Origin of the sequence: Nocardia sp. BSTN01, assembly GCF_015354405.1 — a bacterium.
GTDB lineage: Bacteria > Actinomycetota > Actinomycetes > Mycobacteriales > Mycobacteriaceae > Nocardia.
The window spans coordinates 1-19,399 of record NZ_JADKYP010000008.1 but is presented as its reverse complement, the minus strand read 5'-3'; the positions used below and the strand labels follow the sequence as shown (position 1 = coordinate 19,399).

The 19,399-nt window shown below is 68.4% G+C and carries 15 protein-coding genes; 5 read left to right on the top strand and 10 right to left on the bottom strand.

Annotated features, from left to right (window positions below; translation table 11 throughout):
* Window positions 1–6 precede the first annotated feature (6 nt).
* The 6 genes from IRT45_RS09725 to IRT45_RS09700 form a co-directional block, all read right to left on the bottom strand.
* Window positions 7–726, bottom strand: coding sequence for a maleylpyruvate isomerase N-terminal domain-containing protein (locus IRT45_RS09725; RefSeq protein WP_194805560.1), 720 nt, complete (start codon window positions 724–726; stop codon window positions 7–9).
* 21 nt (window positions 727–747) lie between these two features.
* On the bottom strand, window positions 748–2,751 hold the full coding sequence (locus tag IRT45_RS09720) for a hypothetical protein (RefSeq protein WP_194805559.1): 2,004 nt from the start codon (window positions 2,749–2,751) through the stop codon (window positions 748–750).
* A gap of 39 nt (window positions 2,752–2,790) precedes the next feature.
* Window positions 2,791–4,032: an acetyl-CoA carboxylase biotin carboxylase subunit family protein gene (locus IRT45_RS09715; protein WP_194805558.1), complete on the bottom strand. Its 1,242-nt coding sequence runs from the start codon at window positions 4,030–4,032 to the stop codon at window positions 2,791–2,793.
* 294 nt (window positions 4,033–4,326) lie between these two features.
* Complete coding sequence (locus tag IRT45_RS09710; RefSeq protein ID WP_375540082.1) at window positions 4,327–5,067, bottom strand: adenosylcobinamide-GDP ribazoletransferase; 741 nt, start codon at window positions 5,065–5,067, stop codon at window positions 4,327–4,329.
* Between the two features lie 325 nt (window positions 5,068–5,392).
* A complete protein-coding gene (gene cobT, locus IRT45_RS09705; protein WP_194805556.1) occupies window positions 5,393–7,387 on the bottom strand; it encodes a nicotinate-nucleotide--dimethylbenzimidazole phosphoribosyltransferase in 1,995 nt (664 codons plus the stop codon).
* 356 nt (window positions 7,388–7,743) lie between these two features.
* Window positions 7,744–8,412: a DUF3043 domain-containing protein gene (locus tag IRT45_RS09700; protein ID WP_062999860.1), complete on the bottom strand. Its 669-nt coding sequence runs from the start codon at window positions 8,410–8,412 to the stop codon at window positions 7,744–7,746.
* A gap of 313 nt (window positions 8,413–8,725) precedes the next feature.
* Here IRT45_RS09700 and IRT45_RS09695 point away from each other — a divergent pair, with 313 nt between their 5' ends.
* The 4 genes from IRT45_RS09695 (at window position 8,726) to IRT45_RS09680 (ending at window position 11,311) form a co-directional block, all read left to right on the top strand.
* Window positions 8,726–9,076 (top strand): iron-sulfur cluster assembly accessory protein, encoded by a 351-nt coding sequence (locus IRT45_RS09695; protein ID WP_036500157.1) that lies wholly within the window; start codon window positions 8,726–8,728, stop codon window positions 9,074–9,076.
* 102 nt (window positions 9,077–9,178) lie between these two features.
* Window positions 9,179–10,150, top strand: a complete 972-nt coding sequence (locus IRT45_RS09690; protein WP_194805555.1) for a carbohydrate kinase family protein — start codon at window positions 9,179–9,181, stop codon at window positions 10,148–10,150.
* A 104-nt stretch (window positions 10,151–10,254) separates the two neighbouring features.
* On the top strand, window positions 10,255–10,968 hold the full coding sequence (locus IRT45_RS09685; RefSeq protein WP_194805554.1) for an MBL fold metallo-hydrolase: 714 nt from the start codon (window positions 10,255–10,257) through the stop codon (window positions 10,966–10,968).
* Between the two features lie 187 nt (window positions 10,969–11,155).
* Entirely contained in the window at window positions 11,156–11,311 is a 156-nt protein-coding gene (locus IRT45_RS09680) for a hypothetical protein (RefSeq protein WP_194805553.1), read from the top strand.
* On the opposite strand, the gene IRT45_RS09675 is transcribed toward IRT45_RS09680, so the two are convergent.
* A complete protein-coding gene (locus IRT45_RS09675) occupies window positions 11,298–12,968 on the bottom strand; it encodes a SulP family inorganic anion transporter (RefSeq protein WP_194805552.1) in 1,671 nt (556 codons plus the stop codon). The genes IRT45_RS09680 and IRT45_RS09675 overlap by 14 nt on opposite strands.
* Before the next feature lie 25 nt (window positions 12,969–12,993).
* Window positions 12,994–13,974, bottom strand: coding sequence for a formylglycine-generating enzyme family protein (locus IRT45_RS09670; protein ID WP_194805551.1), 981 nt, complete (start codon window positions 13,972–13,974; stop codon window positions 12,994–12,996).
* 241 nt (window positions 13,975–14,215) lie between these two features.
* Between IRT45_RS09670 and IRT45_RS09665 the strand changes: the two genes are divergently transcribed.
* Window positions 14,216–16,552: an arylsulfatase gene (locus IRT45_RS09665; protein ID WP_194805550.1), complete on the top strand. Its 2,337-nt coding sequence runs from the start codon at window positions 14,216–14,218 to the stop codon at window positions 16,550–16,552.
* Window positions 16,553–16,646: 94 nt separating this feature from the next.
* On the opposite strand, the gene IRT45_RS09660 is transcribed toward IRT45_RS09665, so the two are convergent.
* Together IRT45_RS09660 and gcvT are read right to left on the bottom strand one after the other, a co-directional pair.
* Window positions 16,647–17,747, bottom strand: a complete 1,101-nt coding sequence (locus IRT45_RS09660) for a branched-chain amino acid aminotransferase (protein ID WP_039777238.1) — start codon at window positions 17,745–17,747, stop codon at window positions 16,647–16,649.
* A 245-nt stretch (window positions 17,748–17,992) separates the two neighbouring features.
* The gene (gene gcvT / locus IRT45_RS09655) at window positions 17,993–19,093 is read right to left on the bottom strand and encodes a glycine cleavage system aminomethyltransferase GcvT (protein WP_194805549.1); all 1,101 of its coding nucleotides are present in this window, start codon (window positions 19,091–19,093) and stop codon (window positions 17,993–17,995) included.
* Window positions 19,094–19,399 lie beyond the last annotated feature (306 nt).

The window sequence follows — 19,399 nt, the reverse complement described above, 5'->3', positions numbered from 1 at the left end:
CGACTGCTACGTGACGTGGATCAGATCGAGCACCCGGCGTGCCAGCTCGGCGTCGGTGGCCTCGGGTGGCGTGGCCGGTTCCCGATGCCACACGGTGAGAAGCAGATCCGCCGCACTGCCGGACAGAACCGTATCGGCCGCCACGGCGCCGTACTCGATCACCGGCTCCGGACGGGTCAGGCGCAACGTCCACGGCGGCAGGTCGAGGTCGGTGCAGCGCAATTGCACTGCGGCTCCGGCGAGTTCGCCCGGCACGTCCACTCCGGCCAGGCGACGCGGGACGAAGACCTGCAACCATTCGTCCACGCCGTCACCGGCGAGGTCGGCATCGAATCCCGCCGCGCCGGGCCGCGCCGCGTCCTGCGCATCCCACCGGTGCATCGCCGTCTCATGGGCCTGTCGCCGCAGCCAGAACCGCACGGTCCGCCGGCCGATGAAGGTGTCCACCTCGGCGTCGAGATCCATCCCGTCCAACTGCCCCAGCAGCAGGTCGCGGCTCTCGCGATACCACTGCGAGAGGTCCGCACCGCCGGGGCGTGGCACCGGCGTGTCGTCGCCGCGCAGGAATCCCGCCGCCCACCGATGCACGCGGCCCACGTGGGAGATCAGGCGCGCCACATCCCATCCGGGACAGGCCGCCACCGGCGCCCCGTACGCGTCCCGCGGTATCGCGGCGATCGCCTCGCTCTCGGCCACGAGTGCTGCCCGCCACCGTGAATCGTCCATGCACACAACGTATCCGCCGCGTCACGACGGCGCATCGCTCACGATCTCCGGTAGCCGGTCCGCACCCCAGCTGCGGTGGATGTAGCCGACGACCCGATCCAGTTCCGCGCGCTCCACCGCGGCCGGTTCGCCGCGTTCGAGCGGATCGAAATGGAAGATGTAGAGCCGCGACGCGAACTGTTCGAACGGCAGCGATCCCTCACCGAACCGCTCGCCGTGTCCGGCGGTGCCGACGACCACGCCGTCGCCCCAGTCCTGGCCGCTGTCGTTGTTCGGGTTGTAGAAGTAGACCCGCATGGTGTCCTGCGGATCGAGGCTGACCCGCAGGACGGTGATCGCGTGCCAGCCCACGAACCGGGCGGCGCTGTCGGTCACCGCGATACCGGCCGGCTGCGGGTGGACCAGCGGCTGATTGCCGTTGTAGAAGGGGTGGTAGCTGGCGTAGAAGTGCCGCAGGAATTCGTCGACGTCGATCAGCCGCCCGGTCTCCACATCGACGTCGATGCGGAATCCGCGCCCGGACCACCAGCCGTGGAATTCGGGGTTGATCCACCGATGCGGATCGCCTTCGCGGCCGGCGCAGCGCCGCCCCATCTCCGCGTAGATGCGATCGAGATGGGGCACGACCAGCAGCGATACCGGGTCCAGATCCATCGGCAGGGTGGTCGCCACCCCGGCGCCGGCTTCCAGCGAGGAAATCGGCTGTCCCTCGAAATGCATGACGATCTCGTCGTCGCGGGCCGCCCACGCCACGGTCTGCAGCAGGTAGTCGGGATCGTTGCAGGCCCACATCGACAGGGCGCGCGCCGACTGACAGGTCGGATTGTCGCCCTGCCCCACGCCGAGCGGCAGACCCAGGATCGACAGCATCCCGGACAGCAGCCGCGCCCGCGCGTCCGGCACCGGCCCGAACACCTCGTGCAGCCGTTCCCGGCAGCGCGGCGACACCGGCAGCGCGAGTTGGCGCCACAGCGCGGGCGCGACCGGCGGTTGATACAGAATCCCCCGCTCCAGCAGCAGCGCGAGCCCGTAGATGCCCTGCGCGGTCTCGACGTGCACGGCCTCCTCGATCAGGTTGCGCACAAGTTCGTGGTAGCACAGCAGGCTGTCGCGCCCGGTGCTCGACAATCCCAGCGCCTCGCCGAGCAGATATTCCCCTTTGGTCAGCAGGAACCGCAGCAGCACCGCGTGATACGGCGACACCAGCCCGGTGTCGTGCATCGAGCGCGCGAAACCCGTTGCCTCGTATTGCAATGCGCTGTCGTCCATACTTTCCAGACGCGTGCGGTAGACCTCCACGCCCGGATCCTCCCGGCAGGCGTCGGTGGTGCCGTAGAGACTGCTGATCAGCCGGTCCGCGCCCAGCCCGGTGGCGCCGAGGTCGATATCGGGATTGCTGCGGGCGACGGCGATCTGCGTGATCATCCGCTTCACCTGCTCGACCTGGATGGGACGCTGGCGCAGAATCCGCCAGATCTCGTCGACCAGATGCTCGAGCACCTTCTCGTAGCCGATTTCCTCGACCAGGTGATGCATCAGCTCCCGCGAGACCCGCGCCATCCGCCCCTGGTGCTCGCGTTCGGCCTCGCTCGGCGGAGTGAACAGCAAGCTCAGGTTGACGGCGAGCACCTGCGACAGATGCCCCAGCGCCTGTTCCGCACTCACCGACGGATGCGGGTAGTCACCTTTGGCCACTGCCAGCAACCGCAGATCGCTCACCGTCTCCAGCACCATCGTGTCGGCGTTGGCGCTGCGCAGCGAACCCACACTCAACGCGGGAATCAGGATCTCCGGATGCGCCCAATCGGTGCCGAGGAACAGCCCGGCCGCCTCGAGCCCGCTCGCCCGCGCTCGCACCGCCGCGCAGCCGCCGGGCAGCAGCAGCACCCGCCGCAGCGCACCCAGCACCCTGGACAGCTTGACCTGCTTACCGAAATCGCTGGTGGCGCCGAGAATACGGGTGGCATCGTCCAGCGTGGCGAGACGTCTGTCCAGAGTGTCGTCATCGCTGCCGAGTGGAGTCAATCTCCGACCCTCCCGTGATCCATTCCTGCCGAGAAGGAGTCATACGTAGAAGTCGAGTTCTTCCTGTCGCTTCAGCAGGTCCCGCAGAGCGTACGGGTCTTCGCCGAAGAAGTACAGCAGACCCCAGTGATTGCCGAATGCGGTTCGCTTGGTGACCTTTTCCGCCAGCGGGGCGGTGAGTTCGTGGGTTTCGAAATATTCGTGATCCTCCGTCTCCTCCGGGATCGACAACCGGCTGACCACTCGCCGTCGCGGATAGACGCCGAATGAACCGGCGTGCCCTTTCGCATCCACCACTTCGCGGGGGAAGAACGCCTCGATCTCCTCCTCGGTGGTCTTCGGATCGAAGGCGAGCACCAGCGCGTGATAGGCGTTGAAACCGTATGCGCGCTCCAGCAATTCGAACACCTTGAAACCTGGCGGGCGATAGGCGACCTCGCCGAAATACATCTCGCCGTCGCTGGTGACGAAGTATTCCGGGTGGACGAACCCGAATTCGATATCGAAGGTTTTGATCAGCTTTTCCACCTGCCGGGTGATCTCCGGACGATACTTCTCCAGCTCCGGCGTGGCGGGGACGAAGACGGAGTAGCCGAGCCGCACATATTCGGAAATGTTGAGGAATCGGATCCTGCCGTCGTGGATCCACGCCTCGACCGCGAATTCCCAACCGTCCAAATGGGATTCCATCAGCACCGGGAACTCGTCGTCGGGGATCGCGTCGACCTCGTCGGGGGTGCGGATCACGCGGTGGCCGAGGCAGCCGGCCTTGTCGAAGGCCTTGATGTGGATCGGATCGTTCGGATCGCCGTCGAGTTTCAGCAGGGTCTGGTTGACGCGCTTGAGGAACCGGATGACGTCGTCTCGCTCGTGCGCCTCCTCGAAGATGCCCACCCGGATACCACCCAGCTGCGCGCGCCGTTTCATCAGCGATTTGTCGCGCAGCAGCATGGCCTGCCCGAGCAGCCGCGGATTGTCCAACAGCACCGAATTGATCGCGCCCGCCCATTCCACGGTCTCCTCGAAGATCGGGATGGCGACGTCGACGCCCATCTCCTTCAGGGTTACCGCGATTTCCATGGACCGGTCGTTGAGTCGTTCGAAATCCCAGAGGAGATAGGGGATCTCGTGTTCGGCGCAATACTCCTCCGCCCACTCCGGAGCCACCACGATATAGCGCCGGTCGAATCGGTCCACCGCTTCGACCGCGTTCAGACTCCAACCCAGCAGGGCGACATAACCTTTGTCCGGGTTTCTGCTCTTCGATTCACGGGATGACATCGACAAACCTGCTCCCCTCTTCGACCTCGGTGCACGTTCGTCGATTGCGAGGTCGTCTGATCGCGCGGTGGTCCTGCGCTCGACACCGGGGACTGCGATTTCGGCGGGCTCCGGTATCGCCGCGCGTGCGCTCGGCATCGTCGGCGGGCGGCAACAACGGCGATCCGCTCTATCACCGTCATTGCCCACGGATACCCCGGTGGTTCATTCCCAAACGGGGGCAACGCCGTTGCGCTATTGATACACAATCATTTTCGCTGGTCGTCCCCTCCGGGAAGACCGTCCGGCAGGAGCTCAGGACACCGACAGCACCGCGGCGGTGACCGCGACGGTCACCTCGACGGCGGCACCGAGCACATCACCGTTGAGCCCGCCGAAACGCCGCACACAATGCCACACCAGCACAGCCGCGCCGGCCAGCGCCACGGCGACCGCGACCGGCCCGAGCCACCGCACGGGCGTGGCGACAACGCCGGCGACGAGCGCGACGAGCGTCCAGACCGCGAGTGTCACCACCGATTGCGTGCGCGCCACGAGTGCCCCGAACCCGGCCCCGGGAGCGGGCGCATACCCACGGCAGGCCAGCACGACGGCGACCCGACCGACCGCCACCGCGAGCCCCACCGCGAACCAGCGGCCGTGCTCGGCCAGGGCGGCGAACGACAGCGCCTGAATACCGATGGCGAAGATCAACGCCGCCACCCCGAAGGGCCCCGCCCCGCCGCTCTTCATGATCTCCCGGGCCCGTTCCGGCGGCCCGTAACTGCCGAGCCCGTCCGCGGTGTCGGCCAGCCCGTCCAGATGCATTCCGCGGGTGGCCAACCCCAGCGCGCCGACGGTGATGAGACCGGCGAGCGCGAAACTCATTCCTACCCAGGTCGATACCCACAGCAACCCGGCCGCGCCCGCACCCAGCACCACCCCGACCACCGGCGCGGCCGCGATAGCTCCCGCCGCCGCTGTCCGGTCGACCGTCGCGGGCCCACGCACCGGCAGCACCGTCAACCACGAGAGCGCGAGACGGGCAGCGGCGATCATCGCGCGAACCCCGGCTCATGGGCAGCTAGCTCCGTCACGCCGGATATGCCGAGCCGTCGACGGGCCGCAGTTGCGGGAACCGCCGTGCGGACGCTCGAGAAGCAATCCGAGCGAACGGTACTCACACGGTGCGCGTCCTCGGTTCGCGCACGACAGCTTCGATCGATCGCCCGCGACAACGGTCCGAGTGCCGAGCGAGCGACTCCCGCGGTTCCCGCGACGCGGCCCGCACACCGGCAACGCGACCGGCTCGGTGAGTGGTGCCGCGCGCGTCGGGCGCCGGCACCGCGTGCACAGGGCCGGCACGCACCCCTCGTCTTGCTCAGGACACGACTTCCGGTGCGGCCGAATCGGATTCGGCGGTGCTCACCCCGGCCTCACCGAAGGTCGACATCTCCGACAACGCGGCGATGGCCGCGCGCAGCAATGGCAGCGCGCTCACCGCGCCGGAGCCTTCCCCGAGCCGCATGTTCAGCTCGACCAGCGGTTCCAGGTCGAGTTTGGCGAGGGCGAGCGGGTGTGCCGGTTCGGTGGACCGGTGGCCGGCCACCCACCAGCGCTTCGCACCGGGGGCGAGCATCTCGGCGATGAGCGCGGCGGCGGTGACCACCACACCGTCGAGAATCACCGGCGTGCGCCGGGCGGCGGCCTGAGCGAGATATCCCGCGGTGGCGGCGAAATCCGCGCCACCGGCGATCCGCAGCAGCGCGAACGGGTCCTGGCGGTGCGGACGTGCGCGCCACATGGCGTCGCGGATCGCGGAGGCCTTGCGCATCCATCCGGCATCGTCGACGCCCGTTCCGCGGCCGATCGCCACCACCGGTTCGGTATCGGTGAGGGTGGCGATGAGAACCGTTGCCGGCGTGGTGTTTCCGATACCCATATCACCGGCGATCAGCAGGTCGGCTCCGCTGTCGATCTCCTCGTCGGCGATCGCGCGGCCCGCGGCCAGCGCGGCGTAGAGTTCGGCTTCGGTGAGGGCGTCCTCGCGGTCGATGGCTCCGCTGGAGCGGCGGATCTTGTGCGTGGAGACCGACGGATCGGTGTCGGCGTCCACCGCGATGTCGACCACGCGCACGGTCGCGTCGGCCAGTCGTGCCAGCGCGTTCACCGCGGCCCCACCGGCCAGGAAGTTGGCGACCATCTGCGCGGTCACCTCACTCGGATACGCCGACACCCCGTGTCGCGCCACGCCGTGGTCTCCGGCGAACACCACGACCCGGGCGCGCCGGAACTGATGCGGCGGGCACTCCCCCTGGCACGCCGCCACCCAATTCCCCAGTGTCTCCAACCGGCCCAGCGCCCCCGCCGGTTTGGTCAACTGCAACTGCCGCTGCTCGGCCTCGGCCCGTACGCGCGCATCGGGCGCGGCGACCGGACCGAATGCGGGTGTGGTGCCGTCGAATTCGGCGAGGCCGCGCGGTGTCGAGACCGCCGTCGAGCCGGCGGCGGCAGCCGCGGCGCCGGCGAACTCGCGACCCGACCCCTCGTCCGCAGCACCCGAGCCGGGGCGGGCACCCGCGCCCACATCCGTCACGTCACTCGTCCCGGTCGACGCAGCGGCGTCGCCCGCATCGTGACCGGATGCCAAAGCCCTTTCCGCCGCCGCGGAGTCGGCGAAACCGGAGCCGTGGAAAGGATGCTCCCGGCCCACGGCATCGGCACTGGCCGAAGGCGAAACCCGTTCCGCCGCACCACCTGCCAGTCCGGCTGCCGCGGCCGCCGCGGAGGCCGTCCCGATCCCGCGTCCCGTGGAAGCGCCCGCCGCTTCCGCGCCCTTCAGCACGACCGGCACTCCGGCGACGACCAGCACGACCTCGTCACACACCGCCGCGAGCCGCTGATTCAGCGTCCCGATCTCGTCCTGGAACAGTCGTCCCGACGCGGTCGCCGGAACCACGCCCAGTCCGACCTCCGGGCTCACGATCAGCAGGCGGTCCGCGTATCCGGTCACCGCCGCGACCAGTGCGTCGATATCGGGGCCGACGGTTCCGCGCGGCGATTCCCAGGCCGCGCGCGCGTCGATGCGGGCGGTCAGCCAGGTGCCGAGGTCGTCGATCAACGTCACCGGCGCCGCATCCCCGAGCACGGTGATCGGATCGCCTTCCACCACATGCCAGGTGCCGGGGCGCCGCACGCGATGGGCGGCAATACGTTCGGCGAAGTCCGCGTCGGCGGGATCGGGAACCGCGGTCGCCACGTAGCGCACCGGTCCGCTGCGGCCGGCCACCTCCTCGGCATAGGCGGATTTCCCCGAGCGCGCCCCACCGAGCACCAGCGTCCGCAGCCCTCGGCCGCCCGCAGCATCGTTCACCACGTCAGCACGGTACCAATCGGCCCGCACCCGAGCTCCCCGCGCACCCGAGGCCCGCCTGCGCGAGCCCGCGGCCCCCGCGACAGCAGAGTTCCATTCGTCCACCGCGGCGATTCAGCAGACGCGCGGCAGCACTCGACCGTGGCCCCACAGCAATCGTCGCGCCCGTCCACCAGGTCGGCCGCACCTGCGGCTCGGCCGGACACGGCGTGCGGCCGGACATGGCGTGCGACCGGACGGACGTGGGGCACGGCCGGACGCGGGGCACGCCCGAACACGCAGCTCGGCAGAACGCGCGGCCGGGCGAAAACGCGGGCTCGGCCGCGAGTACAACGAGCGTGCCGCGCGGGCCGCCGAACTCAGACGGCGTCGCCGGGCGAAACCCGCGGCTTCGGCGCGCGCATGCGACGGATCTGGGAGGCGCGGACGAACGCGTACCAGCCCAGCGACCAGCTCGAGGTGGTGTCGTCGGGATAGCGCTCGCTCACCCGCTTGTTGATGAGGCGGCCGATCACGAAGCCCTCGGCGACCATGAACAGCATCATCACGATCATCGCGAGGGTGACGTAGGCCTGCACCTGCGGCGTGAGGAACATGGTCAGGATCAGCACCAGCGCCAGCGGCATGAACAGTCCGACCAGGTTGCGCCGGGCGTCGACCAGGTCGCGGACGTAGGCGCGGACCGGGCCGCGGTCGCGCGGCAGCAGATATTTGTCCTCACCGGCGAGCATCCGGGCGCGGCGATCGGCGGCCGCGGCCCGGCGTTCGGCCGAGGCGACCTTGCGTTCCTCGCGGTTGCCACGGGTGGCCTTACGCCGGGCGCGGGCCTCCTTGGCGGTCAGCGGCGCGGGCGCAACCGGCCCGCGACGTCTGCCCTGGACATCGCGACGTCTGGGCGTCGGCCGGCCCTTGCCGGCGGTCGGTGCGGGCCGCTGCGCTGCCGTGGCCGTGTCGTCGTCGGTCGCGGCCGACGTGTCGTCGACGTGGTCGTCGGTGGTGCTGGCATCGCCACGGCGCAGGAACTTCACGCCGACCAGGCTATTGGATGGCATACCGGCCTGGAAATACGGTCTCCGAGGAGTCTGTGTGATCGGTCATACCGCCCATACCGGCAAACCGGCTCCGACCGGGCGGTCTGCACCCGCGACACGCCTCACGGGTGTGGCGATTCGCACGTCGGACCGCCGACAAACCGGCAATTCGGGGGTCGACGGGCCCGCACCGGCGCGCACAGTGGCAAGATTGGAATAGCCACCCGCGACGTGGCGTTGACAGCTACCGAGCCGTGCGCTGTTCACGGAAACAACGTTCACGGGTAACGAGGGTCTGCGAGGAGACTTCATGACTGTGCAGAACGAGACCACCACCCACGGTGTGATCCTGACCGACGCCGCCGCGTCCAAGGCGAAGGCGCTGCTGGACCAGGAGGGCCGCGACGATCTGGCGCTGCGCATCGCGGTGCAGCCGGGCGGTTGCGCGGGTCTGCGGTACCAGCTGTTCTTCGACGATCGCACCCTCGACGGTGACCTGACCGCCGAGTTCGGCGGGGTCAAGCTCGCCGTCGACCGGATGAGCGCCCCCTACGTCCAGGGCGCGTCCATCGACTTCGTCGACACCATCGAGAAGCAGGGCTTCACGATCGACAACCCGAACGCCACCGGCTCCTGCGCCTGCGGCGACAGCTTCAACTGACGATCTGCTCCCGGCGCGGAATCTCTGCGGAGGTTCCGCGCCGTGTTGTGCACACGGTACGGTAAAGCTGATTCCGCCCTCGACAGACAAGGACCGGGCTTCGTGACGATCGCTGTGTCCGCTTCCATCGCGACCGACCATTTGATGCGTTTTCCGGGGAAATTCTCCGACGTCCTGCTTGCCGATCAGTTGCAGCACGTGTCGTTGAGTTTTCTGGTCGACGATCTGGTGATTCGCCGAGGCGGTGTCGGCGGCAACATCGCGTACGCGATGGGGCTGCTGAACGGTAACCCGCTGCTGCTCGGCGCGGTCGGCGCCGATTTCGGTGAATACCGCGACTGGCTCGAGCGCCACGGCGTCGACTGCTCGGCGGTGCGGATCTCCGAGACCGCGCACACCGCGCGCTTCGTCTGCACGACCGACGAGACGATGGCCCAGATCGCGTCGTTCTATCCCGGTGCGATGAGCGAGGCCCGCGACATCTCGATCGCCGAGGTAGCCGAAAACCGTTCGCTGGACCTGGTTTTGGTGGGCGCCAACGATCCCGACGCGATGCTGCGCCACACCGAGGAGTGCCGCAAGCTCGGCATCCCGTTCGCCGCGGACCCCTCCCAGCAACTGGCCCGCCTCGACGGCGACCAGGCGCTCGCCCTGATCGACGGCGCCACATACCTTTTCACCAACGAGTACGAGTGGGGCCTGCTGCTGCAGAAGACCGGCCTGTCCCCCGAGGAGATCGGCCGCCGGGTCGGCATTCGCGTCACCACCCTCGGCGCCAAGGGCGCGCTGATCGTCGACGGCGACGGCGTCGAGGTGAATGTCGAAGTGGTGCCGGAACTTTCGCAGGTCGACCCGACCGGTGTCGGCGACGCGTTCCGGGCCGGCTTCCTCACCGGGCACACCGCCGGACTCAGCCTGCAGCGCGCGGCCCAGCTGGGTTCGCTGACAGCGGTGCTGGTCCTGGAGACCGTGGGCACCCAGGAGTGGTCGCTCGACCGCGACGACGCGCTGCGGCGGTTGCGCGGTGCGTACGGCCCGGAGGCCGCGGAGGAACTCGGCGCGCTGCTGAGCTGACGCCGCCCCCGGAGAACCGAGCGATTCGGCGGCCCGCGGCCGTGACGATTCACAACATTGCGTCCGGATGCGCGGAGTTCGCCGGCGAACAATAGGGTGTGCGTATGGGATCCGATCGTTTATATTTTCGTCAGCTGCTGGCGGGCCGGGACTGGGCCGTCGGCGACCCGATTGCCACTCAGATGCGCAATTTCTCGTATTTGATCGGCGATCGCGAGTCCGGCGAATGTGTGGTGGTGGATCCCGCGTACGCGGCGGGTGATCTGGTCGATATCGCCGAGGCCGACGGCCTACGGCTGACGGGCGTGCTGGCAACCCATCACCACCCCGACCACGTCGGCGGCACGATGATGGGTTTCACCCTGCGCGGAGTGAAGGAACTGCTCGAGCGGGTGCAGGTTCCGGTGCACGTGAACCATGAGGAACTGTCCTGGGTCGCCAACGTGACCGGCATCGCCCCGAGCGAGCTGACCGGCCACGACCACGGCGACACCCTCGCCGTCGGCGGCGTCGAGGTCGAATTTCTGCACACCCCCGGCCACACGCCGGGCAGCCAGTGCTTCCTGTTCGAGGACCGGCTCGTCGCCGGTGACACGCTGTTCGTCGACGGCTGCGGCCGCACCGACTTTCCGGGCGGCGATTCCGACGCCATGTTCCGCAGCCTGCGCCACCTGGCCGAATTGTCCGGCGACCCGGTCGTCTATCCCGGCCACTGGTACTCCGAAGAACCCAGCGCGGCCCTGTCGTCGGTGCGCGAGAACAACTACGTGATGCGCCCGACCACCCTGGAGCAGTGGCATATGCTCATGCCCGGCTGAGCATACGCACCCACCCTCCGAGCCCTTTCGCCTTGCGCGAGAGGGCTTTTCGCATTTCCGGCGCAGATTCGCGGCAGGGACGCGGCTCCGGGAAGGCCGAGGGCCCGCGCGCTCGTTCTCCCACTGCGCCCGGGCCGCGTGGGCGGAGCCGATCCGGCGCGGGCACCAGGACTGGCGAGGAGTCGAGATGGGCGATCTGCTCGTACTGCTGCTTCCCGAAGTGATCGGCCTGATCGTCACCCCGGGCGCCGTCGCCGGTTGTGTCCTGCTGCTGCAGTCGCATCGCCCGATCGCCAATGCCGGCGCTCTGTTCACCATTCGCGACATCGTCAATCCGACCTGAGCGCGGCGACCGCCCGGTCCACGGTGCTGAACAACCGCCCCTGCTGCTGCAGTGCGCGCCCGCGTGCGGTGCGGCGGACCGTGGCCAGGTTGCGGGCCGGCAATTCCGCGAAATAGACGGTGACACCGCTGTCCTGCAGTTCGTTGACCACGTCGAGGAATGCGCGCATCACGGTCAGCGTCACATCGGGTATCCAGGAGCAGTCCAGCACGACCGTACGCACCGGATGCCCGACCGCCGCGACCTCGTCCACGCGACGCCGGATGCCCTCGGTATTGGCGCGCACATTCGCGGTGTACAGGCCCGACGCGATCCGCAGCACCAGCGGATTCGCGGGTTCGGTTGCGGCCGTGGGTATTCCGCCTGTCCACCGGCCGTCCGCACCGCGCGTCAACTGCACCACGTGCGGGCGATCGAGTTCACGCAACACCAGATACAGCGTGGCGGCCACCCCGGCCGCGACCGCGGGCAGCAGCCCCATCACCAGGCCGACCACCGCGGTGCCGGTCGCGATCCAGAATTCGACGCGACTGACCCGCCAGAACAGCGCCAGCGCACCGAAGTCCAGCAGTCCGAGTGTCGCCACCACCACCATCGCACCGAGGGTGGCCTGCGGCAGATCGTCGAGGACGGGCGCGAGAAACAGCGCCACCGCGACCGCCAGCACCGCGGTCACGATCGCGGCCACTTGCGTTCGCGCACCGGCGCGTAACGCCACCGCGGTCTGTGAGAACCCGCCCGCCGGGGGCAGGGTGTGGAAGAACGAGCCCGCCAGCGACGCCATCCCGTTGGCCAACAGTTCCCGGTTGCTGTCGATGTGGGGTTCACTCGCGCGGCGCACGCCACGTCCCACCGCGATGGTCTCGAGGAACGCCATCATCGAGATGGCCAGCGCACCCGGCAGCAGGTCACCGATATCGCGCAGCCGCGGCACACCCGGCAGCGGGATCCCGGAGGGGACCGGCGAAATCAACGCCACCCCGTGATCGTCGAGATGCACGAAGGCGACCAGAGCGATTCCGACCGCCACCACCACCAGCGGACCGGGAACACGCGGCAGCAGTGTCGACATCGCGTACAGTCCCGCGATACCGGCCGCCGCCAGTATCACCGTCGCCGGATTCGCCGAGCCGAGGTTTCTCAGCGCCGACCACAGCACCCGGAAGAATCCGGTGGCGGCCGGATCGGCGGGCACGCCGAGAAGTTTCGGCAACTGCCCGGCCGCCACCGTGAGCCCGACACCGATCTTGATCCCGGTGAGCGTCGCGTCGCTGATGTTCTCGATGATCGAGCCCAAGCGCGCCAGCCGCGCGAGCAGCAGGATCACCCCGACCATCAGGGGCAAGGTCATCAGCGCGGTCTGCGCATCCTCGGATCCGGCGGCGATCCCGGCGCCGACCAGCGTGGAGGCGGTCAGGGTCGCGATGGTGGAGGTGGTGCTCACGCTCGCGGTACGTGACCCGCCCAGCAGCGCGTAGACGACCATCGGCACCATGCAGGTGTAGAGCCCGATCTGCACCGGCAGGTCCGCGATGGTCGCATACGCCATGGCCTGCGGAATCACCACCGCACCCGCACTGAGCCCGGCCACGATATCGGGCCGCAGCCAGGTGCGGCGATAGCCGGCCAGGGTCGGCGCCACCGTCACACTGCTCATCCGGCCTCCACTCCGCCGTCGCGGGTCAGCGTGCGGCAGCAGGGTCGGCGACCACCCGGAAGCCCAGATTTCCGGTCGAAGAGACCGGCTCGCTGCCCTGCCGTGCCGAGACCCGGTAGCGACGGCAGTAGGACAGGTGGCACAGATACGAGCCGCCCCGCATCACCCGGTCGCGGCCGAGATCGGGTCCGGTGGGATTCGCTTCGCGACTGTGCCGGTAGTAGTCGGGCGAGAAATAGTCCGAACACCACTCCCACACGTTCCCGGTGGTGTTGTAGAGCCCGAAACCGTTGGGCGCGTAGGTGTTCACGGGCATCGTGCCCAGATGCGCGCCGGGCGCCGTGTGGGGAAATTCGCCGGTGAAGACGTTCATCCGCCGCTGCCCGTCCGGCTCGAAGTCCTCGCCCCAGGGGAACGGGCCGGTGGATCCGCCGCGCGCGGCGTACTCCCATTCGGCCTCGGTGGGCAATCGAGTGCCCGACCACGCGCAGAAGGCTCGCGCGTCCTCCCAGGACACGTGGACCACGGGATGGTCGGCCAGGGCGCCGACATCGGAGTCCGGTCCGAACGGATGTGCCCAGTCCGCACCCTCCACCTGCCGCCACCACGGGGCGTTCACCACCGCGCGGGTCGGCGGCATATCCGGCGGCAGCAGTCCGGCGAAGACGAACGACCAGCCGTATTTCTCGGCATCGGTGCGGTAGCCGGTGTCGGCGGCGAAGGCGGCGAAGGCGGCGTTGGTCACCGCGTACCGGCCGATGGCGAAGGCGTCGACCGTGACCGGGTGGCACGGCCCCTCCCCGTCGCCGGGATACGCCCACCGGCTCTCGTCTCCCATGGTGAAGCTTCCGCCGGGGACCGGAACCACTGCGGGGTCGAACTCCCGGCCGTGTTCTCCCCCGGCCGGGCGACCGGTGACGCCGATGTCCTCGGTCGAATCGGCGCTCTTTCCCGCTGACGGTGCGCAGCAGGCGTGGTGGGTGCCGGAGTCGGTGCGATGTGGCATGACTTCCTCTCCCTCACTGTCCGAAACGTCAACGCAGGCAGCGATAGCCGACCGTACGCTGACCCGACCGTACCGCCCGATTCGCCCGGTCGGAGGCGGTATCGGCAACTGGGTACGCGGGCGCGCGGAAGGGCCCCGGAATTCACCCCGAGCGGATGAGGCTCGCCGCCGCGGCCGGTGCTGCACTCGCAGGCGGACACTTACTCCGTGACGCAGACCAGTCTCCGACAGGGGTTCCAGCATGAGCGATAGGCAGTTCAAGGGCGTCATCAATCTCGACATCCGGGATTCGGTTCCCGATTGGGACGCCTTCCTGGCGAAGAAGGCACCGGAGGGCGCACCGAATGTGCTGGTCGTGTTGTACGACGACACCGGATGCGCGGCCTGGTCGCCCTACGGCGGGCGGATCGAGATGCCGACCATGGACCGGCTGGCGCGCGAGGGACTGACCTACAGCCAGTGGCACACCACGGCGCTGTGCTCGCCGACCCGCTCCACCTTCCTCACCGGCCGCAACCATCACCTCAACGGATTCGCCTCGATCTCGGAGACCTCCTCCGGATTCCCCGGGTACAGCTCCCACATCCCCCCGGAGAACGCCTCGATAGCCACCGTATTGCGGAAGGCCGGCTGGGGCACCTACTGGGTCGGCAAGAACCACAACATCCCGGTCGACGAATGGACCGCCGGCTCGTCCCGGGAGCGGTGGCCGCTGGGACAGGGCTTCGACCGCTTCTACGGTTTCGTCGGCGGTGAGACCAACCAGTGGTATCCGGATCTGGCCGAGGACAACCACTTCATCGATCAGCCCTATCAGCCCGAGGAGGGCTACCACCTGTCGAAAGACCTTGCGGACAAAGCGATTTCGTTCCTGCAGGATCAGCGCCAGACCCACCCGGGCAAACCGTTCTACCTGTGGTTCTGCCCCGGGGCCAACCACGCCCCGCATCATGCCCCGAAGGAATGGATCGACAAGTACAAGGGCCGGTTCGACGACGGTTACGACGCCTACCGCGAGTGGGTGCTGCCGCGCATGATCGAACGCGGCGTCCTGCCCGAGGGCACCGAACTCACCGAGTTCAATCCGATGCCACCGGGCACGTTCGCCGAGGCCGATTCGGTGCGCCCGTGGTCGGAACTGAGCGAGCCGGAGCGAAAGCTGTTCGCCCGTATGGCCGAGGTGTACGCCGGCTTCTCCGAATACACCGATCACCACGTGGGGCGCATCATCGACTATCTGGAGGACACCGGCCAGCTGGAGAACACGCTGGTGATCTACGCCGCCGACAACGGCGCCTCCGGTGAGGGCTCGCCGAACGGCTCGGTCAACGAGAACAAATTCTTCAACGGCTATCCGGACAAGATCGAGGACAACCTCGGAATGATCGACCAACTCGGCACGCCGGACACCTACAACCACTACCCGACCGGGTGGGCGGCGGCGTTCTCCACGCCGTTCAAGATGTTCAAACGGTATTCGTATCAGGGCGGTGTCGCCGATCCACTGGTCATCTTCTGGCCCAAGGGAATCGAGGCGCGTGGCGAGATCCGCGACCAATACCATCACTGCACCGATATCGTGCCGACGATTCTCGAATGCTGTGGTGTGCCGATGCCGGAAACGGTCGACGGCGTCCACCAGAATCCGCTGTCGGGCGTATCGATGAAATACAGCTTCGATTCCGCGGACGCGCCCACCGAGAAGGAAACCCAGTACTACGAGATGCTCGGGCATCGGGCCATCTGGCACAAGGGGTGGAAGGCGGTCACCGTGCACGGGCCCACGAGCGGGCTCAGCAATTTCGACAAGGATCGCTGGGAGCTGTACCACACCGATGTCGACCGTTCCGAGAATCACGATCTGGCCGAGGAACATCCGGACAAGCTGCGCGAACTGATCGGCCTGTGGTTCCGGGAAGCCGAGATCAACAAGGTGCTGCCGCTCAACGATCTCGGCGTCACCGGTAAGGATTTGCAGACGTTCCTCGGGCTGGAGTTCAAGGTGCCGGTCCCGCCGGGCGGCCAGTACGTCTACTACCCCGGTACCACCGAAGTTCCGGAACGGGCCGCGGCCAATACGCACGCGGTGTCGTTCAAGGTGCTGGCGGAGGTGACCACGACGGCCGACTCGCAGGGCGTGATCTTCGCGCAGGGTTCCCGATTCGGCGGCCACGCCCTGTACGTCAAGGACGGGAAGGTCACCTACACCTACAACTTCCTCGGAATACCGCCGGAGCAGCAGGTGCGGGCCGACGCACCCGCTCCGGGACGGCACATCATCGGGATCGACTTCCGGAAGGAACGGCCCGGCGATCACGGCGAATTCTGGGGTACCGCCACGTTGTACATCGATGACAAGGCGGTGGCGCGATCCGAAATTCGCACGCAGCCCGGTCATTTCAGCCTCTGCGGAGAAGGACTGTGCATCGGCTACGACGTCGGGGATCCGGTCAGCAGCGAGTACAGCGGCAAATTCCCGTTCACCGGCGGTGACATCACGAAGGTGATTTTCGATGTGGCCGACGACGCCTACGTCGATGTCGAAAAGCATTACGAGGCAGCGCTCTCGCGCGATTGACCCGCTGCGGCGGTGCCGCGATAGAGCCCTCTGCGGCGGTGCCGCGATTGCCCCTCTGCGGCGGTGCCCCGGGCCGACCCCGGGGCACCGGCTTTCACGCCAGGGTGCGCAACCAGCCGTGGTTGTCGGCGAACGTGCCGCGCTGGATTCCGGTCAGCGTGTCGCGCAGCGCCATGGTGACCTCGCCGGGCTCCCCGCCGCCGATCTCGAATTCACCCTCGGCGGACTGCACCCACCCGACCGGGGTGATGACCGCGGCGGTGCCGCACGCGAAAACCTCGGTGATCTCACCGGATTCGGCGCCCTTGCGCCATTCCTCGACCGACACCTTGCGTTCCTCGACCGGATAACCGGAGTCGGCGGCCAGGGTCAGCAGACTGTCGCGGGTGATCCCCGGCAGCAGCGATCCCGACAGTTCCGGGGTGACCAACCGGGCCTCGGAACCGGAGCCGTAGACGAAGAACAGGTTGTTGGTGCCCATCTCCTCGACGTATTTGCGCTCGCAGGCGTCGAGCCACACGACCTGATCGCAGCCCTTGTCGGTGGCCTGCTGCTGGGCGAGCAGCGAGGACGCGTAGTTGCCGGCGACCTTGGCCTCGCCGGTGCCGCCGGGAGCGGCACGCACGTATTCGGTGGACAGCCACACCCGCACGGGCTTCACGCCACGCGGAAAGTACGCTCCGGCGGGCGAACCCAGCAGCAGGTACTTGTAGCCGGATGCGGGCTTCACGCCCAGCCCCGCCTCGGTGGCGAACATGAACGGCCGCAGGTACAACGACTCCTCACCACCGGCGGCCGGCACCCAGTCCGCGTCGACCTCGAGCAGCTGGCGCACCGATTCGATGAACAGCTCTTCGGGCAGCTCCGCCATCGCCAGCCGCCGCGCCGACCGCTGGAACCGCGCCGCGTTGGCATCGATGCGGAAGGTGGCGATACTGCCGTCGGCCTGCCGATACGCCTTGAGGCCCTCGAAGATGGCCTGACCGTAGTGGAACACCATCGTCGCCGGATCCATCGACAGCGGCCCGTACGGCTCGACCCGCGCGTTCGTCCACTGCCCGTCGAGGTAGTCGATCGACACCATGTGGTCGGTGAAGTAGCGACCGAACCCGGGCGCCGCCAGAATCTCCGTGCGCCGATCCGCCGGAACCGGGGCGGGATGCGGGGTACGAGTGAACTGTGCAGCGACTGTCATGACCTCGATACTAGAACTGCGGCCCTCGGCGCCGATGCTCGGACCTGCGTCGAGACTCGCCGGGCAGCAGGCCGGGAACCGGACAATCGCGGCGTAATGCGCCCTTGACGGCGTCCGATACGAGCCATTCGTTCCATCCGACCGAGCCCGCCTTGCGCCGTCGTGCAGGGCACATACCGGTCATCGGACACTTCACTCCGGAAATGTCATGATTTCCGTCACGCGGCGGGGTCCGCGACCACTGTTCAGGAGGTGTGCGGTGTGACGAACGGCGGGCGCACCACCTCGGCGCGCACGCGGCGGCCCCGTACGTCGACGGTGACCTCGTCGCCCGGCTCCAGTCCGGCGTCGGTATTCAGCAACGCCAGCGCGATGCCCACCTTGAGACTCGGCGAGAAGGTGCCCGAGGTGGTCTCGCCGACCGCCTCCTCACCGCGCAGCACCGTCTGGCCCTGCCGCAGCACACCGCGATCGAGAGCTTTGAGCCCCAACAGGATTCGCCGTGGGCCCGCCGACTTCTCCTGCTCCAGCGCCGCTTTGCCCCAGAACTCCGGCTTCTTCCAGCCGACCGCCCAGCCCGCGCGGGCCTGCACCGGCGAAATCTCCGGCGACAGTTCGTGACCGTGCAGCGGATAGCCCATCTCGGTGCGCAGGGTGTCGCGCGCACCCAGTCCGGCCGGCTGCCCGCCCGCCGCTTCGACCTGTGCCGCCAGCGCGCGGAAAACCGCCTCGGCATCGGCCCAGCGCGGCAGCAGTTCATAGCCGTGCTCGCCGGTGTATCCGGTCCGGCAGACACGCACCGGCCGCCCGTCCCATTCGGCATCGGCGAACGCCATGTACTCCATATCGGTCGGCAGGCCCAGTGCGGCAAGCACTTCCGCCGATTTCGGGCCCTGCACCGCGAAGACCGCGTACTCGCGATGCTCATCAGTGATCGTGATGCCCTCCGGCGCCGCCTTGCGCAACTGCGCCACCACCGCGGCCGTGTTGGCCGCGTTCGGCACCAGGAAGATCTCGTCGTCGGAGACGTAGTAGGCGATCAGGTCGTCGATCACCCCGCCCTGCTCGGTGCAGCACAGCGTGTACTGCGCCTTCCCGGGCCCGACGCGACCGAGATCGTTGGTCAGCGCCGCGTTCACGAACGCCGCCGCCGCCGCGCCGCGCACGGTCGCCTTACCGAGGTGGCTCACATCGAACACACCGACGGTGGTCCGCACGGCGGTGTGCTCGGCGACGGTGCCCGCGTACTGCACCGGCATCTCCCACCCCCCGAACGGGGCGAAGGTCGCGCCCAGCTCCACGTGGACGGCGTGGATGGGGCCCTGCTGCAGCGTCTCGTCGGTCACCCGGCGAGCTTATCGAGCGTCGTCCGCCGGTGGTTCACGGCCGGGCCGCCGTGTCGGTCCGGCGCTGCGCACTCCGCGAGCCCAGGAGTCGACGGCTCGGACGATCGAACGCCGGCCGCTGCTCCGACGTGGAAGACAGGCGTGTGCTCACCCGGACCGGCGCGGCACACCGCTTCCGCCGGTACGTCCCGCCGATCCCCTCGGGCTCGCCGGAGTCCAGTAGTGCGACCGCTTACGCCGGTTCGACCTGCCGATGCCCCTCGGAGTCGCGCGCATCCAGTAGTGCGACCGCTCATGCCGGTACGT

What these genes read in the sequence shown, in the direction of transcription:
- IRT45_RS09725 (WP_194805560.1), bottom strand. Translation starts at nt 726, where the DNA reads ATGGACGATTCACGGTGGCGGGCAGCACTCGTGGCCGAGAGCGAGGCG.
- IRT45_RS09715 (WP_194805558.1), bottom strand. Translation starts at nt 4,032, where the DNA reads ATGTCATCCCGTGAATCGAAGAGCAGAAACCCGGACAAAGGTTATGTC.
- IRT45_RS09695 (WP_036500157.1), top strand. Translation starts at nt 8,726, where the DNA reads ATGACTGTGCAGAACGAGACCACCACCCACGGTGTGATCCTGACCGAC.
- IRT45_RS09685 (WP_194805554.1), top strand. Translation starts at nt 10,255, where the DNA reads ATGGGATCCGATCGTTTATATTTTCGTCAGCTGCTGGCGGGCCGGGAC.
- IRT45_RS09680 (WP_194805553.1), top strand. Translation starts at nt 11,156, where the DNA reads ATGGGCGATCTGCTCGTACTGCTGCTTCCCGAAGTGATCGGCCTGATC.
- IRT45_RS09675 (WP_194805552.1), bottom strand. Translation starts at nt 12,968, where the DNA reads ATGAGCAGTGTGACGGTGGCGCCGACCCTGGCCGGCTATCGCCGCACC.
- IRT45_RS09670 (WP_194805551.1), bottom strand. Translation starts at nt 13,974, where the DNA reads ATGCCACATCGCACCGACTCCGGCACCCACCACGCCTGCTGCGCACCG.
- IRT45_RS09665 (WP_194805550.1), top strand. Translation starts at nt 14,216, where the DNA reads ATGAGCGATAGGCAGTTCAAGGGCGTCATCAATCTCGACATCCGGGAT.
- IRT45_RS09660 (WP_039777238.1), bottom strand. Translation starts at nt 17,747, where the DNA reads ATGACAGTCGCTGCACAGTTCACTCGTACCCCGCATCCCGCCCCGGTT.